General features: G+C 39.2%; 15 protein-coding genes. 12 read left to right on the plus strand and 3 right to left on the minus strand.

The features are described 5' to 3' along the window. Positions 1–11 precede the first annotated feature (11 nt). The 8 genes from IGJ11_RS00200 to deoD all read left to right on the plus strand — a co-directional run bounded on the left by IGJ11_RS00200 (position 12) and on the right by deoD (position 8,775). On the plus strand, positions 12–410 hold the full coding sequence (locus IGJ11_RS00200; RefSeq protein WP_010720472.1) for a cytidine deaminase: 399 nt from the start codon (positions 12–14) through the stop codon (positions 408–410). A 73-nt stretch (positions 411–483) separates the two neighbouring features. Then, positions 484–1,566, plus strand: coding sequence for a BMP family lipoprotein (locus IGJ11_RS00205; RefSeq protein ID WP_010720471.1), 1,083 nt, complete (start codon positions 484–486; stop codon positions 1,564–1,566). A 540-nt stretch (positions 1,567–2,106) separates the two neighbouring features. Next, the gene (locus IGJ11_RS00210) at positions 2,107–3,669 is read left to right on the plus strand and encodes an ABC transporter ATP-binding protein (protein ID WP_010720470.1); all 1,563 of its coding nucleotides are present in this window, start codon (positions 2,107–2,109) and stop codon (positions 3,667–3,669) included. After that, positions 3,662–4,795, plus strand: a complete 1,134-nt coding sequence (locus IGJ11_RS00215; protein ID WP_010720469.1) for an ABC transporter permease — start codon at positions 3,662–3,664, stop codon at positions 4,793–4,795. Before IGJ11_RS00210 ends, IGJ11_RS00215 begins: the two co-directional genes overlap by 8 nt. Beyond that, positions 4,795–5,751 carry an ABC transporter permease gene (locus IGJ11_RS00220; protein ID WP_010720468.1) on the plus strand — a complete coding sequence of 319 codons (957 nt, stop codon included), beginning with the start codon at positions 4,795–4,797 and terminating at the stop codon, positions 5,749–5,751. The genes IGJ11_RS00215 and IGJ11_RS00220 overlap by 1 nt, the downstream gene beginning before the upstream one ends. 97 nt (positions 5,752–5,848) lie before the next feature. Beyond that, the gene (gene deoB / locus IGJ11_RS00225) at positions 5,849–7,015 is read left to right on the plus strand and encodes a phosphopentomutase (protein WP_010720467.1); all 1,167 of its coding nucleotides are present in this window, start codon (positions 5,849–5,851) and stop codon (positions 7,013–7,015) included. 212 nt (positions 7,016–7,227) lie between these two features. Then, positions 7,228–8,046 (plus strand): purine-nucleoside phosphorylase, encoded by an 819-nt coding sequence (locus IGJ11_RS00230; RefSeq protein ID WP_053766559.1) that lies wholly within the window; start codon positions 7,228–7,230, stop codon positions 8,044–8,046. Positions 8,047–8,067: 21 nt separating this feature from the next. Then, entirely contained in the window at positions 8,068–8,775 is a 708-nt protein-coding gene (gene deoD / locus IGJ11_RS00235) for a purine-nucleoside phosphorylase (protein WP_207431776.1), read from the plus strand. Between the two features lie 54 nt (positions 8,776–8,829). On the opposite strand, the gene gpmA is transcribed toward deoD, so the two are convergent. The 3 genes from gpmA to rpiA form a co-directional block, all read right to left on the minus strand. After that, a complete protein-coding gene (gene gpmA, locus IGJ11_RS00240; protein WP_010720464.1) occupies positions 8,830–9,516 on the minus strand; it encodes a 2,3-diphosphoglycerate-dependent phosphoglycerate mutase in 687 nt (228 codons plus the stop codon). Positions 9,517–9,824: 308 nt separating this feature from the next. Beyond that, positions 9,825–10,406, minus strand: a complete 582-nt coding sequence (locus tag IGJ11_RS00245; protein ID WP_010720463.1) for a recombinase family protein — start codon at positions 10,404–10,406, stop codon at positions 9,825–9,827. 137 nt (positions 10,407–10,543) lie between these two features. Further along, positions 10,544–11,227, minus strand: a complete 684-nt coding sequence (rpiA, locus tag IGJ11_RS00250) for a ribose-5-phosphate isomerase RpiA (protein WP_010736793.1) — start codon at positions 11,225–11,227, stop codon at positions 10,544–10,546. 308 nt (positions 11,228–11,535) lie between these two features. Between rpiA and rpsL the strand changes: the two genes are divergently transcribed. The 4 genes from rpsL to tuf all read left to right on the plus strand — a co-directional run bounded on the left by rpsL (position 11,536) and on the right by tuf (position 16,033). Then, positions 11,536–11,949, plus strand: a complete 414-nt coding sequence (rpsL, locus tag IGJ11_RS00255) for a 30S ribosomal protein S12 (protein WP_002294318.1) — start codon at positions 11,536–11,538, stop codon at positions 11,947–11,949. Positions 11,950–12,040: 91 nt separating this feature from the next. Then, a complete protein-coding gene (rpsG, locus tag IGJ11_RS00260; RefSeq protein WP_010720461.1) occupies positions 12,041–12,511 on the plus strand; it encodes a 30S ribosomal protein S7 in 471 nt (156 codons plus the stop codon). A gap of 78 nt (positions 12,512–12,589) precedes the next feature. Beyond that, positions 12,590–14,674, plus strand: a complete 2,085-nt coding sequence (fusA, locus tag IGJ11_RS00265; RefSeq protein ID WP_010720460.1) for an elongation factor G — start codon at positions 12,590–12,592, stop codon at positions 14,672–14,674. A gap of 171 nt (positions 14,675–14,845) precedes the next feature. Beyond that, positions 14,846–16,033 carry an elongation factor Tu gene (gene tuf / locus IGJ11_RS00270; RefSeq protein WP_010720459.1) on the plus strand — a complete coding sequence of 396 codons (1,188 nt, stop codon included), beginning with the start codon at positions 14,846–14,848 and terminating at the stop codon, positions 16,031–16,033. Positions 16,034–16,181 lie beyond the last annotated feature (148 nt).

The following is a 16,181-nucleotide window of genomic DNA, read 5'->3' on the forward strand; positions in this document are numbered from 1 at the left end:
AGGGGAAGCTTATGACAGAAGTGAAGCAAGAATGGATCAACATTGCAGTAGAAGCATTGGATAAAGCATATGTACCATATTCACATTTTCCAGTAGGCGCATGTTTAGTCACTGAATCTGGAAAAACGTATCAAGGAGTCAACATCGAAAATGCCTCGTTTGGTTTAACCAATTGTGCGGAGCGCACGGCTTTTTTCAAAGCTGTTTCTGAAGGAGAAAAAGAGTTTACTCATTTAGTAGTGGCTGGTCATACGCCAGAGCCAATTTCTCCTTGTGGTGCTTGTCGTCAAGTAATGGCTGAGTTTTGTGTACCAGACATGCCGGTAACTTTAGTAGGGGATAACGGTGTGACTAAGGCAATGACGGTTAAAGAACTATTACCTTACGCCTTTACAGAAAAAGATCTATAGAATTATCACTCATGTTCATTCAGTCAGCTGACTGTTGAAAAATAAAACAATTATTTTAGGGGGCTTTACAGAAATGAAAAAAGCAAAATTATTTGGTTTAAGTGCTGTAGCGTTATCTGCTGGGTTATTATTGGGCGCATGTGGCAGCGGATCAGATTCAACTGATTCAACCGGTGGAAACAGCGGTTCAAAAACAGCAACTGCAGCATTGATCACAGATACGGGCGGTGTTGATGACCGTTCATTCAACCAGTCAGCTTGGGAAGGACTACAAGCTTGGGGGAAAGATCATGATCTATCACGTGGGAATGATGGGTTCCAATATTTCCAATCAGCAAATGAATCAGATTATATCCCTAATATTGACCAAGCTTTGAATGCAGGTTTTAAAACAATCTTTGGTATTGGTTATAAATTGAAACCAGCTATTGAAGAGCAAGCTGCATCAAATCCTGAAACAAACTTTGCTATTATTGATGACGTTATCGACGGCAAAGACAACGTGGTTTCAGCAACATTTAAAGATAACGAAGCTTCTTATCTTGCTGGGATTGCCGCAGCTTACACAACTGAAACAAACACTGTTGGTTTCATTGGTGGGGTAAAAGGTGAAGTAATCGATCGTTTTGACGCAGGATTCAAAGCTGGTGTAGATGCTGGTGCAAAAGCATTAAACAAAGAAATTAAAGTCTTGAATCAATATGCAGGAGACTTCTCAGCGCCAGATAAAGGACGTTCAATTGCTCAAGGAATGTATGCACAAAATGCAGATATCATTTTCCACGCATCTGGTGGTACTGGTAACGGTGTATTCCAAGAAGCGAAATCATTAAACGAATCAGGCGACAAAAAAGTTTGGGTTATCGGGGTTGACCGTGACCAATCGGACGAAGGCGAATACACTTTAAACGGTGAAAAGAAAAACTTTACTTTGACATCAACTCTAAAAGGTGTAGGAACTGTTGTTGAAGACTTAGCTCAAAAATCAGCTGACGGTGATTTCCCTGGTGGAGAACATACCGTTTACGGATTGAAAGAAGACGGTGTTGGTATCACAAAAGGTCAACTTTCAGAAAAAGCAGAAAAAGCTGTGAATGAAGCAAAAGAAAAAATCATCTCAGGAGATATCAAAGTACCAGAAACTCCTGAAAAATAATCAAACGAATTTCTATAGCCTTGTTGGACAATTGTTTGACAAGGCTATGGTTTAGTAAATAACTAACGATTGTTTCTTTATCAAGATGTTGCTGAGAAGCTATTGAGATTTCCTTCCTTAATGCTCCTGCGGTTACTCGTCGCATTTTTTACTTGTCGGGTGTTCAGGTCAAAGCGCTCTTTTCACAGCTTCTTGCTAAACGGCGTTCAAGAAGCAGCTCCTCAACAATAAGCGATGATTTTTAAAAATATGAGAAGCTATTTTAAAAAATCCTCTCTTATTTGCTCGGAACTAAACGCTTCTTTCACAGCCTCTTGCTAAACGGCGTTCACAGCATTACTTCTGCGGAATTAAGCCCCAAAAAACAAAAATATGAAAAGCTATTTTCGTTTTTTTGTTCTTAATTCTTGAAGTAGAACATGCTGCTCACAGCCTTTTGATAAGGGAATAATCCCCTGAAGTTTTTGCTTCAATTTGAGATTTTATGAAAAATCTTTGTTAATCGTTGCCTAGATAGAAATCGTTAGGATGTGAAAAATTGTGGTTCAAGAAAATATTGTCATCGAAATGCGGAATATCACCAAACAGTTTGGTACGTTCAAAGCAAATGACAACATCAACTTGCAAGTGAAAGCAGGAGAGATCCACGCTTTACTTGGAGAAAATGGTGCCGGAAAATCAACCTTGATGAATGTGCTCTCAGGCCTTTTAGAGCCAACATCAGGTGAAATACTGATGCATGGGAAAGAAGTGAAAATTACAAGTCCGACAAAAGCGAACCAGCTAGGTATCGGAATGGTCCATCAGCACTTTATGCTTGTGGATGCATTTACTGTTACTGAAAATATTGTTTTGGGAAGTGAGCCAAGTCGAGCAGGGGTACTTGATCGTCGCCAAGCACGTGAAGAAATCCAAAAGCTTTCTGAACAATATGGTTTATCGGTCAATCCTGATGCGTATGTCCGAGATATCTCTGTTGGAATGGAACAACGGGTAGAAATCTTAAAAACACTTTATCGTGGGGCAGATGTCTTGATTTTTGACGAACCTACAGCGGTATTAACGCCACAAGAGATTGACGAACTGATTGTAATCATGAAAGAGTTGGTCAAAGAAGGAAAATCGATCATTTTGATCACCCATAAGTTAGATGAGATTAAAGCTGTAGCAGATCGTTGTACAGTTATCCGTCGTGGTAAAGGGATTGGTACAGTAAATGTAAAAGATGTCTCTTCACAACAATTGGCAGATATGATGGTTGGACGTACGGTTTCATTTAAGACAATGAAGAAAGAAAGTCAGCCTCAAGAAGTTGTGTTATCGATTGAAAATCTAGTGGTTAAAGAAAACCGAGGATTGGACGCAGTCAAAGACCTAAGTTTAGAAGTACGAGCAGGAGAAGTTTTAGGGATTGCTGGTATTGATGGTAACGGACAGTCAGAATTGATCCAGGCGTTAACCGGTTTACGTAAAGCAGAAAGTGGAACAATTCGCTTAAAAGATGAAGATATCACGAATAAAAAGCCAAGAAAAATTACGGAGGCTGGTGTAGGACATGTGCCCGAAGACCGTCATAAGTATGGCTTAGTGTTGGATATGACGTTAGCGGAGAATATTGCTTTACAAAATTATTACCAAAAACCTTACAGTAGAAATGGCTTATTGAATTATTCGTTGATCAATGAACATGCACGAGAATTAATCGAAGAGTATGATGTTCGAACAACGAATGAACTTGTGCCAGCAAAAGCATTATCAGGTGGGAATCAACAAAAAGCAATTATTGCTCGGGAAATCGATCGTGATCCTGACTTGTTGATCGTTGCTAATCCGACACGTGGGCTAGATGTTGGAGCAATCGAGTTTATTCATAAACGTTTGATTGAACAAAGAGACAAATACAAAGCGGTCTTATTGATTAGTTTTGAATTAGAAGAAATTTTGAATGTTTCTGATCGTATTGCGGTACTCCACGAAGGAAAAATCGTGGGAATCGTTGATCCAAAAGAAACTTCTGAAAATGAACTAGGATTACTTATGGCGGGCTATTCTTTAGAAGAAGCAAGAAAAGAGTTAGAAAAGGTTGGTGGCGCACATGAATGATCGCAATGAAAAGATACGTAATCTCCTAGTTCCTATTTTTTCGGTAATTCTAGGTTTAGTTTTAGGTGCTATCTTGATGGCAGCTTTTGGTTATAACCCAGGCCAAGGTTATTCTTCAATGTTAAATGCGTCCCTTGGTTCTCAAAGAAGTATTGGTGAAACATTACGGCAAGCAACACCGTTGATTTTTACTGCATTAGGTTTTTCTGTTGCGAACTCAGCAGGATTCTTCAATATCGGGCTTTCGGGACAAGCACTCTGTGGTTGGATCGTTAGTGTGTGGGTAGCACTTGCCTTTCCTGATCTGCCAAAAGTCATTTTATTACCGACTTGTGTGATTTTAGGTGCTTTGGCAGGAGCCTTGGCTGCGGCTATTCCAGGGGTGTTAAGAGCCTTTTTCGGTACAAGTGAAGTAATCGTCACTATTATGATGAACTATATTTTACTTTATTTAAGTACTTTTGCTTTACATGACATCATGCCAGACACGTATCGTTCAAGCTTAGATTCTTCAAATTTGATTGGGCAAAATGCTTCTCTTAGATTACCTTGGCTGACACAGATGTTTGGCGGTTCTCGTGTAAATGCTGGTTTGTTTTTAGCATTGATTGCACTGGTTGTTGTTTGGCTATTGATGAAGAAAACGACGTTAGGCTTTGAAATTCGTTCGGTAGGTCTAAATCCTTTTGCTTCTGAGTATGCTGGAATGAGTAGTAAACGTACGATCGTCTTTTCCATGATGATTTCAGGCGCTTTAGCAGGACTTGGTGGAGTAGTCGAAGGATTAGGAACGTATCAAAACTTTTTCGTCCAAACAACTTCATTAGCCATCGGATTTGACGGAATGGCTGTGTCACTGTTAGGTTCTGGTTCAGCGATTGGAATTTTACTTTCAGCACTCTTGTTCAGTATCTTGAAAATCGGTGGTTTGGGGATGCAAACAGGTGCCGGTATACCATTTGAAATCGTAAATGTATCGATTGCATTGATTATTTTCTTTGTTGGGATCAACTTCTTGATTCGTTTCATTATGGCGAAATTCTTCCAAGGTAAAAAACAAGAAGCGATCGTGGAGACTGTTGAATCGAAACCAACAAATCAGAGTCAAGAAGGAGGAGAATTATAATGTCAACAACTGAGTTAATTGCTTTAATCCTCACTTCAACGTTGGTTTATTCAACACCATTAATTCTTACATCTTTAGGTGGAACTTTTTCTGAACGAAGTGGGATTGTCAATGTAGGTTTAGAAGGCATCATGGTTATGGGTGCTTTCAGTGCGGTAGTATTTAATCTAACCATGAGTCCTACCTTAGGAGACATGACACCATGGATCGCTATTTTAGTCGGTGGGATAGTTGGTGTGTTATTCTCTTTATTACATGCAGTAGCAACTGTTAGTTTACGTGCAGACCATATCATCAGCGGGACAGTTATCAACTTGATGGCACCAGCTTTGGGTGTATTTTTAATTAAAACATGGTATGGAAAAGGGCAAACTGATAATATTTCAGTTAACTTAGGATATTTCTCATTTCCTGGATTATCAAAAATCCCTGTGATTGGACCAATTTTCTTTAAAAATACATTTTTACCAGCTTATTGTGCCATTTTAATTGCGATTCTTGCTTGGTTTATTATCTTTAAGACAAAGTTCGGACTTCGCTTACGTTCAGTGGGTGAAAATCCTCAAGCAGCGGATACATTGGGAATCAATGTTTACGCGATGCGTTATTCTGGGGTATTGATCTCTGGTTTACTTGGCGGAATGGGTGGCGCAGTATTTGCTCAATCGATTTCAGGGAATTTCTCTGCCGGAACGATCGTAGGTCAAGGGTTTATCTCAATGGCTGCTATGATCTTCGGTAAATGGAATCCACTAGGGGCCATGGGCGCTTCTTTATTCTTTGGTTTTGCGCAAAGTTTAAGTATCATCGGGGCTCAATTACCAGTGATTTCTTCGATACCGCCAGTATTGTTGCAGATTGCACCTTACCTATTAACCGTTATTGTGTTAGTAGCGTTCTTAGGAAAAGCATCTGGACCTAAAGCGAACGGTAAAAATTATATAAAATCAAAATAAACTTTTAGTGAATAAAAAGGGTGGGTTACGGGAAATGTTTTTTCGACTCGCCCTTTTTGATTTAATAGCAATAATAAAAAAGAAAGAAGGAATAATCATGTTTAAACGCGTACATTTGATTGTCATGGATTCAGTAGGAATCGGCGAAGCGCCAGATGCTGAAAAATTTGGTGATAAAGGTTCAGATACACTAGGGCATATCGCAAAAGAAGCTGGTTTGACAATTCCTCATTTAGAACAGTTAGGATTAGGAACGATTCGCCCATTAGAAGGTGTCGAAGCGGTTAAAAACCACCAAGGCTATGCCACTAAATTGGAGGAAGTATCTGTAGGAAAAGATACAATGACCGGTCACTGGGAAATCATGGGTCTGAACATCAAGACACCATTTCGAGTATTTCCTAACGGTTTCCCTGATGAATTACTTAAACAAATCGAAGACTTCTCAGGACGCAAAATTGTTTGCAATCAACCATATAGTGGAACCGCTGTTATAGATGACTATGGTGAACATCAAATGAAAACTGGTGATTTGATCGTCTATACGTCCGCAGATCCAGTTCTACAAATTGCTGCGCATGAAGAAATTATTCCTTTAGAAGAACTTTATCGGATTTGTCAGTTCGTTCGTGACATTACTAAAGACGACCCATACATGATTGGTCGAATTATTGCGCGACCTTACGTTGGAGAACCTGGTAATTTTACTCGTACGAGCAACCGACATGATTACGCATTGGATCCATTCGGTCATACGGTTTTAGATTCATTAAAAGAAGCAGGAAAAGACGTTATCGCTGTTGGAAAAATCAACGATATCTTCAACGGTCAAGGGATTACAGAGTTCGTCCGTACGAAAAGCAACATGGATGGCGTTGACCAATTATTAAATGTGATGAAAAAAGAGTTTACAGGGATCAGTTTTACTAATTTAGTTGATTTTGATGCATTATTTGGACATCGTCGGGATGTTGTAGGTTATGCCCACGCAATTGAAGATTTTGATTTACGTATTCCCGAAATATTAGAGGCAATGGCAGAGGACGACTTACTGATGATTACTGCTGATCATGGAAACGATCCAACATTCCCTGGAACAGATCATACACGTGAATATGTACCATTATTAGTTTTCAGCAAAAAAATGCAAGGACAAGGAAGCTTGCCACAAGGCTACTATTCAGATATCGCAGCAACGATTGCTGAAAACTTCGATGTTCCTGCTACCGAAAACGGCGAAAGTTTCTTAAAACTTTTGAAATAGGAATGACAGACCGCGTTTGAAAATTTGACCTGAAAAAGCGTAACTAAGATAGGTCAATCATTTTGTTCAAAGAGCCATCTTGCTTTAACAGTATCAATCAAGAGGTGAAAAAGCCCTGTTAATCAAGCATACCTGTTTTTTTAGCTAGTCGAACGACAGGGCTTCTAACCTCTTGACTTCTGTAGAAAAAAATAGTTAATAGGAGAAAGTAAATGACCCAATTAAGCGAAATGTTACAAGAAACGACTCAATTTATTCTAGAAAAGGGCGTAAAAGAAATTGATTTTGGTTTGATCTTAGGTTCAGGTTTAGGAGAGTTAGCGGAAGAAATCGAGGAAGCGATCGTGATTCCTTATGACCAAATCCCATTTTTCCCAACATCAACAGTTGTCGGCCATGCTGGTCAATTAGTCTATGGTACCTTGTCTGGTAAAAAAGTTCTGGCAATGCAAGGACGATTCCATTTTTATGAAGGTCATTCAATGCAAACTGTCACTTATCCTGTGCGGGTAATGGCAGCATTAAAGGCTCATTCGGTGATTGTCACGAATGCATGTGGTGGGGTAAATGAATCATTTGTTCCTGGCGATTTGATGTTGATTACTGATCATATCAACTTCACAGGTCAAAACCCATTGATTGGTCCTAACGAAGATGAGATCGGTCCACGCTTCCCTGATATGAGCGAGGCGTATACCTTAACTTACCGTGAAGTAGCCAAAGAGGCTGCGAGCCAATTAGATTTGACTCTTAAAGAAGGGGTATATATGGGCTATTCTGGACCAACATACGAAACACCTGCAGAGATTCGGATGTCACGTACGATGGGAGCAGATGCAGTCGGAATGTCCACTGTGCCAGAAGTGATCGTTGCAGCACATAGCGGGTTGAAAGTTCTCGGCATTTCATGTATCACTAATTTAGCAGCAGGCATGCAAGCGAACCTTAACCATGAAGAAGTGGTGGAAACAACGCAACGTGTCAAACAATCATTTAAGGCATTGATTAAAGAAGTATTAGTATTACTATAACTGAATCAAGGAGAGTGTCAGATGAGCGTACACATTGAAGCAAAACAAGGAGAGATCGCTGATAAAATACTACTTCCAGGCGATCCTTTACGAGCAAAATATATTGCTGAAACATTTTTAGAAGATCCAGTATGTTACAGCCAAGTTCGTGGGATGTTAGGTTTTACTGGAACCTACAAAGGCGAACGTGTTTCGGTACAAGGAACGGGGATGGGGATGCCGTCAGCGACGATCTATGCCCATGAATTGATTCATTCATACGGTGTGAAAAAATTGATACGAGTGGGTACATGTGGTGCATTATCTAAAGATGTCCATGTTCGTGATCTTGTTTTAGCTCAAGGAGCAGCTACTAGTTCTTCGATGATCGAGAAAAATTTCCAAGCCTTTCATTTTCCGCCGATCAGTGATTTTAATTTATTGTTGAAGGCGTATGAAATTTCAAAAGACAAAGGATTTACCACACATGTAGGAAATGTTCTCTCGGAAGATTCATTTTATAAAGATGATTCAACAGAAACGTTTAAATTAGCTGAATTAGGTGTGCTAGGTGTGGAAATGGAAGCAGCTGCTTTATACTATTTGGGAGCAAAATATCATGTCCAAACATTAGCAATCATGACAGTGAGTGACCATTTGCTTACCGGAGAAGAAACAACTGCAGAAGAGAGACAAACGACATTTAACGAAATGATCGAAGTCGGATTAGAAACAGCAATCGCAGATTAATAAAAGAAGTGAGCGAGTGATTCAATTGAATCGCTTGCCCACTTTTTTTATTTATTATAAATAGTATTTTTTAGCAACTGTCAAGTCATCGTTTAATTCATAAACAAGTGGTTGACCAGTTGGAATTTCAAGATCCATGATATCTTCATCAGAAATTCCTTCGATGTGTTTTGCTAAAGCACGTAGAGAGTTACCATGTGCAGCTACTAAAACAGTTTTGTTGTCTAGTAAAGCTGGAGCAATTTCGTCTTGCCAGAATGGTAAAGCACGTTCTAAAGTAACTTTCAAGTTTTCGCCACCAGGAATATCGCGTTTGTCTAACATTGCATAACGACGATCGTTTGCAGCAGAACCTTCGTCACTTTCGTCCATCAATGGAGGAAGAGTGTCGTATGAACGACGCCAAATGTGTACTTGGTCATCTCCATATTTTTCAGCTGTTTCTTTTTTGTTCAATCCTTGTAATTTACCATAATGACGTTCGTTTAAGCGCCATGATTTGATTTGAGGAACCCAAAGTTGATCTGAGTGTTCTAAAATCAAATTACATGTTTTGATGGCACGAGTTAAAACTGAAGTGTAAGCAACATCAAATTCAATTCCAGCTTCTTTGATTTTGCGTCCGCCTTCTTTGGCTTCTTCGATTCCTTCTGGTGCTAAGTTTACGTCAGCCCAACCAGTAAATTGGTTTAATGCATTCCATTCACTAAGACCATGACGAGAAAAAACTAATTTTGGCATGTTTAGCTCTCCTTTAAAATAGGTTATATTTCTGAAAATTTCAGTTCTGCTTTATTGTACAATTTTTTTGACTAGATTTCCATTGAAAAATGAAGTTAATGAAAGGGAAAATCAGAAGATAGACAGATAAAAAAACAAAAATAATTCTTACAGTGACAGATAAACAGAGGTAGGTGGGTCAATGGCTGCACTGTCATTGATCCACCTACCTATTCATTATATACAGTTGATTCGTCTTTAGCAGACAGTCTGCGTTTGTTGCGCCAATCCATTTTTAAATGAAAGAATATCAAGATGTAGGCAGTCGTTTAAGATAATTGCTGAATCTCTTTTTCTGGAAGATTGATATATTTATAACAGGTTCCGACTGATACACCACATTTAGTAGAAATTAATTGGATCGTTTCTTTTTTTTCATAATAAAGCCGACGAATTTTTTTAATTGTTTTTGGATCGATTTTTGGACGACCCCCGATTTTACCTTTTTTACGTGCTTCATCTAACCCGACAAGTGTCCGTTCCTTGATTAAAGAGCACTCCATAATGGCTAATCCTTCCATTAGTTGAAAATAGATTTTCCCCATCGGTGTACGCGTATCGATCTCTTCTTGGATACTAACTAGGTGTAAGCCACGATCTTTGAATAATTGTGTGAGTTCTGTTAGCTGACGAGTAGACTTCCCTAGACGATGAAGTTGACAGATAACTAAAGTATCGCCTTGTCGCATTTCCTTGATTACTTTTTCTAAACAAATATTATTAGACACCGCATCTTTAGACTTGTATGTCTCGTGAAAAATCTCCTGACAACCAAAATTAGAGAGTTGCTCCACTTGTGTTGTAAGATCAACATCATTTATGGTTGTGCGTGCATAACCAATAATCTTCATGGTGATTCCTTTCTAGCAATGATTTTCTGTCTATAGATAACAGTAAAAATGTAGCATAAAGTCCATTGAAAAGATAGTTTTTTTATGTTTTTAAAATGAACTATTTTTGCTAATTTTTATAACTAATATCAGGGTTGTTATTTTTGATGAGGTGAGTCGATAATTGATACGCCTTGTGCGGAGCCGACGACGACTTTTGAAACCATATTTAAAAACAGTCCATGTTCAACGACACCAACCAGTTGATCAAGGTACGTTGCTAAAGCTTCAGGGTCATTGATCACTTCTAAATGTAAGTCAATAATGTAATGACCACTGTCTGTTTTGACTATCTGACCTGTTTCGGTTTGACGTAAAACAGGTTGGTAACCTTTCTCATCAAAGATCCGCATCAATTGTTGAGCGCCATAAGGAATCACTTCTACTGGAAGAGGGAACTGCCCAAGTTGCTCCACTAATTTTGATTCATCAACGATCCAAATGACTTGTTTTGAATACGTAGCAACAATTTTTTCAAAAAGTAATGCTGCCCCACCACCTTTAATTCCTTGAAATGCTTTACTGATTTCATCAGCACCATCGATTGTGAGATCAACTACGGGTACTTCATCAATACTCTTAAGAGGAATACCTAATTTTTCTGCTTGTTCTTTAGTGGCATTCGATGTAGTGACACCAGTGATATTTAATCCTTCTTCACGCATTCTTCTACCAATTTCTTCTACCATATAATAGGCTGTAGAACCGGTACCCAAACCAACGATCATTCCGTCCTTCACAAATTTAGCTGCTTCAATTCCAGCTGCTTGTTTCAAATTCATCTGTTGTTCCCACCTTTTCTTTCGTCTCTATTCATAGCTATTTTATATTGAATGATTGGAAAAAGATAGCGTCCTTTTTTTAATTTCAAATGGCTAAAAAAAATACATAACACTGGTTGACAGAGTACTTTATTCATGGTATCCTAACCAAGGTGCTTTATCTACAGGTCTCTGGTAAAGAGACGTGCTGACTGTTTATCAAAGCATATTTGATAAAGATGCAGAATTGCATTTATTTTTTATCGCAAAAAAAGAACCACCTGGATGTGTGGAACTAGACGCGAATCGTGGGAAGGAGGAAACAAGGAATGCCTACAATTAACCAATTAGTACGTAAACCTCGTAAATCAAAGGTGGAAAAATCTAATTCACCTGCTTTGAACAAAGGATATAACAGCTTTAAGAAAACTCAAACAAACGTGAACTCTCCTCAAAAACGTGGGGTAGCAACACGTGTGGGTACAATGACACCTAAAAAACCGAACTCAGCTTTACGTAAATATGCTCGTGTTCGTTTGTCAAACTTAATTGAAGTTACTGCTTATATCCCAGGGATTGGTCACAACTTACAAGAACATAGCGTAGTATTACTACGTGGTGGACGTGTAAAAGACTTACCAGGGGTACGTTACCATATCGTTCGTGGTGCACTTGATACAGCTGGTGTAAACGACCGTAAACAAAGCCGTTCTAAATACGGTACTAAAAAACCTAAAGCTTAATTTTAATTATTAAACAAATGAAACTTGTTCTTACTATGTTAAGAGAGTAAGGCAATTACTATGAAGAATATTTCGGAAGGAGGAGTTACGGATGCCACGTAAAGGTCCTGTTGCAAAACGTGATGTTTTACCAGATCCTATTTATAACTCAAAATTAGTAACTCGCTTGATCAACCGTGTAATGGTTGACGGAAAACGCGGTGTTGCAGCTAGTATTATTTATAACGCCTTTGATTTGATTAAAGAATCTACAGGTAATGATCCATTAGAAGTGTTTGAACAAGCTATGAAAAATGTTATGCCTGTTCTTGAAGTTAAAGCACGTCGTGTTGGGGGTTCAAACTATCAAGTACCAGTTGAAGTTCGCCCTGAACGTCGTACAACTTTAGCTCTTCGTTGGGTAGTAAACTACGCTCGCTTGCGCGGTGAACACACAATGGAAGAACGCTTAGCAAAAGAAATCATGGATGCTGCAAACAACACTGGTGCTTCTGTTAAAAAACGTGAAGACACTCATAAAATGGCTGATGCCAACCGTGCATTTGCTCATTATCGTTGGTAAGATCCTCTCTGCCTGTTGGGTTAAACGACAGCAGAAAGTCAATTTACAATCGATTTAAATAAAGAGAGGAGTAAGAAAATGGCAAGAGAATTTTCGCTAGAAAAAACTCGTAATATTGGTATCATGGCTCACGTTGATGCAGGTAAAACTACAACAACAGAGCGTATCTTGTACTATACTGGTAAAATCCATAAAATTGGTGAAACCCACGAAGGAGCTTCACAAATGGACTGGATGGAACAAGAACAAGAACGTGGTATCACAATTACATCTGCTGCGACTACAGCGCAGTGGAAAGGTTACCGTGTAAACATCATCGACACACCAGGACACGTAGACTTCACAATTGAAGTTCAACGTTCTCTACGTGTATTAGATGGTGCGGTAACTGTACTTGACTCACAGTCAGGTGTTGAACCTCAAACTGAAACAGTTTGGCGTCAAGCAACTGAGTACCGAGTGCCTCGTATCGTATTCTGTAACAAAATGGATAAAATCGGTGCGGACTTCTTGTACTCAGTAAAATCATTGCATGATCGTTTGCAAGCAAACGCGCATCCAATCCAATTGCCAATCGGTGCTGAAGAAAACTTCACTGGTATCATCGACTTGGTTAAAATGAAAGCTGAAATCTATACAAATGACTTAGGAACAGATATTCAAGAAACTGAAATTCCTGAAGAATATTTAGAACAAGCTCAAGAATGGCGCGAAAAATTAGTCGAAGCTGTTGCTGAAACAGACGAAGAACTAATGATGAAATATCTTGAAGGTGAAGAAATCACACAAGAAGAATTGATTGCTGGTATCCGCCGTGCAACAATTAATGTTGAATTCTTCCCTGTATTAGCTGGTTCAGCGTTCAAGAACAAAGGGGTTCAATTAATGTTGGATGCCGTTCTTGATTACTTGCCTTCTCCAGTTGATATCGAAGCAATCAAAGGGATCGATACAAAAACAGACGAAGAAACAACACGTCCAGCTGACGATGAAGCTCCTTTTGCTTCATTAGCGTTTAAAGTAATGACTGACCCATTCGTAGGTCGTCTAACTTTCTTCCGTGTTTATTCTGGTGTCCTTGAAAGTGGTTCATATGTATTGAACGCTTCTAAAGGCAAAAAAGAACGTATCGGACGTATTCTACAAATGCACGCCAACACTCGTCAAGAAATTGATAAAGTGTACTCAGGTGATATCGCCGCTGCTGTTGGATTGAAAGATACAACAACTGGGGATACATTATGTGCATTAGACTCACCGGTTATTCTTGAGTCAATCGAATTCCCTGACCCAGTTATCCAAGTTGCTGTTGAACCTAAATCAAAAGCAGACCAAGATAAAATGGGTGTTGCGTTGCAAAAACTTGCAGAAGAAGATCCTTCATTCCGAGTTGAAACAAACGTTGAAACTGGTGAAACTGTTATCTCAGGTATGGGTGAGTTGCACTTAGACGTTTTAGTAGACCGTATGAAACGTGAATTTAAAGTTGAAGCAAACGTTGGTGCTCCACAAGTTTCATACCGTGAAACATTCCGTGAAGCAACAAAAGCTGAAGGTAAATTCGTACGTCAGTCTGGTGGTAAAGGTCAATACGGTCACGTATGGGTTGAATTTACACCAAACGAAGAAGGTAAAGGCTTCGAATTTGAAAATGCAATCGTCGGTGGGGTCGTTCCTCGTGAATACATCCCTGCTGTTGAAAAAGGACTAGAAGAATCTATGAATAACGGTGTTCTTGCTGGCTATCCATTAGTGGATATCAAAGCAAAACTTTACGATGGTTCATACCATGACGTCGATTCAAATGAAACAGCCTTCCGTGTTGCTGCATCTATGGCTTTAAGAGCTGCTGCAAAACACGCACGTCCTGTTATTTTAGAACCAATGATGAAAGTAACGATTACTGTTCCAGAAGATTACTTAGGTGATATCATGGGACACGTAACTAGCCGACGCGGTCGCGTTGAAGGTATGGAAGCACATGGTAACTCACAAATCGTTAATGCGATTGTTCCATTGGCTGAAATGTTCGGTTACGCAACAACATTGCGTTCAGCAACTCAAGGACGCGGTACATTTATGATGGTATTTGACCACTATGAAGATGTTCCTAAATCAGTCCAAGAAGAAATCATTAAGAAAAACGGCGGTAAAGCTGAATAATTTCTTAAAACAAGATCGTCTGTTTGACAGATTATCTAAAGAGACTGTATTTTTAATATAGTTTCGTGTAAAATAATTATCGATGATATGGGCATGTGATAGACTTTTGGTTTATCACATACCTATCAGACAAATAAAAAATATATTGTATTTTTAGGAGGACATTTTAAAATGGCAAAAGAAAAATTTGACCGTTCTAAACCACACGTTAACATTGGTACAATCGGACACGTTGACCACGGTAAAACAACTTTAACAGCAGCAATCACAACTGTACTATCTAAGAAAAACGGCGGCCAAGCTATGGCTTACGATCAAATCGATGGTGCTCCAGAAGAACGCGAACGCGGAATCACAATTTCAACAGCTCACGTTGAGTACGAAACTGACACTCGTCACTACGCTCACGTTGACTGCCCAGGACACGCGGACTACGTTAAAAACATGATCACTGGTGCTGCTCAAATGGACGGAGCTATCTTAGTAGTTTCTGCTGCTGATGGTCCTATGCCTCAAACTCGTGAACATATCCTATTATCTCGTCAAGTTGGTGTTCCATACATCGTTGTATTCTTGAACAAAGTAGATATGGTTGACGACGAAGAATTACTAGAATTAGTTGAAATGGAAGTTCGTGACTTATTAACAGAATACGAATTCCCTGGTGACGATGTTCCTGTAGTTGCTGGTTCAGCTTTGAAAGCTTTAGAAGGCGACGCTTCATACGAAGAAAAAATCCTTGAATTGATGGCTGCAGTTGACGAATATATCCCAACTCCAGAACGTGACAACGACAAACCATTCATGATGCCAGTCGAAGACGTATTCTCAATCACTGGTCGTGGTACTGTTGCTACAGGTCGTGTTGAACGTGGACAAGTTCGCGTTGGTGACGTTGTAGATATCGTTGGTATCGCAGAAGAAACAGCTCAAACAACAGTTACTGGTGTTGAAATGTTCCGTAAATTATTAGACTACGCTGAAGCTGGAGACAACATTGGTGCTTTACTACGTGGTGTTGCACGTGAAGACATCCAACGTGGACAAGTTTTAGCTAAACCAGGTACAATCACACCTCATACAAAATTCTCTGCAGAAGTATACGTGTTGACAAAAGAAGAAGGTGGACGTCATACTCCATTCTTCACTAACTACCGTCCACAATTCTACTTCCGTACAACTGACGTAACAGGTGTTGTTGAATTACCAGAAGGAACTGAAATGGTTATGCCTGGCGACAACGTAACAATGGAAGTTGAATTAATCCACCCAATCGCTATCGAAAACGGTACTAAATTCTCAATCCGTGAAGGCGGACGTACAGTTGGTGCCGGTGTCGTTACTGAAATCAAAGCTTAATCTTTGATCAACTGAATTGTAAGCAACATTGTATTCGGACAATAAAAAGTCATGGTGTCATTAGACATCATGGCTTTTTTTATGGCTTATTTTAAACTTTATTGAGTAAATGAAAGCATTTTGTTTGACAAAAGGAAAAAAAGATGTT

This window comes from Enterococcus sp. DIV0691, from assembly GCF_051711145.1.
Lineage (GTDB): Bacteria > Bacillota > Bacilli > Lactobacillales > Enterococcaceae > Enterococcus_B > Enterococcus_B hirae.